Source organism: Brevundimonas sp. UBA2416, assembly GCF_002343105.1.
In the GTDB taxonomy this organism is placed as follows: Bacteria; Pseudomonadota; Alphaproteobacteria; order Caulobacterales; family Caulobacteraceae; genus Brevundimonas.
Genome location: NZ_DDRM01000007.1, coordinates 74,135 through 74,553 on the forward strand (window position 1 = coordinate 74,135; position 419 = coordinate 74,553).

Sequence of the window (419 nt, forward strand, 5' to 3'; positions counted from 1 at the left end):
CGCCGGCGACCTGCTGTTCTGGCCGAACAGCGACCGGACGCGGGCGGAGATCATGGCCGCCGTGCCGCATGTGCCGATCGAGGATACGTTCCGCACGACCTACCACTACTGCAATCTGATGTTCGTGGTGGCGGGCGAGGTGGTCGCCGCGGCTTCGGGCATGCCGTGGGAACAGTTCATCCAGACGCGGATTCTGGACCGGCTGGGGATGACCGAAACCCTGCCCGTGATGACCGCGGCCGATCCCGCGAAGTCGGCCCTGCCGCACGGCCGGATCGGACCGCCGCTGCGCTATCAGGGTCCGATGCAGACGATTGGCCAGTCGATCCAGGAAGTCTGGGACTGGGCGGCGGCGGGGGCGGCGGGCGGCTTCGTCTCGACGCCGGTCGACTGGGCCAAATGGATCGCGGTGCAGCTGG

Annotated in this window: 1 protein-coding gene; it reads left to right on the plus strand. The window is 68.7% G+C overall.

The features are described 5' to 3' along the window. On the plus strand, nucleotides 1-419 hold a 419-nt coding region (locus B3E43_RS01735), incomplete at both ends, for a serine hydrolase (protein ID WP_292026167.1).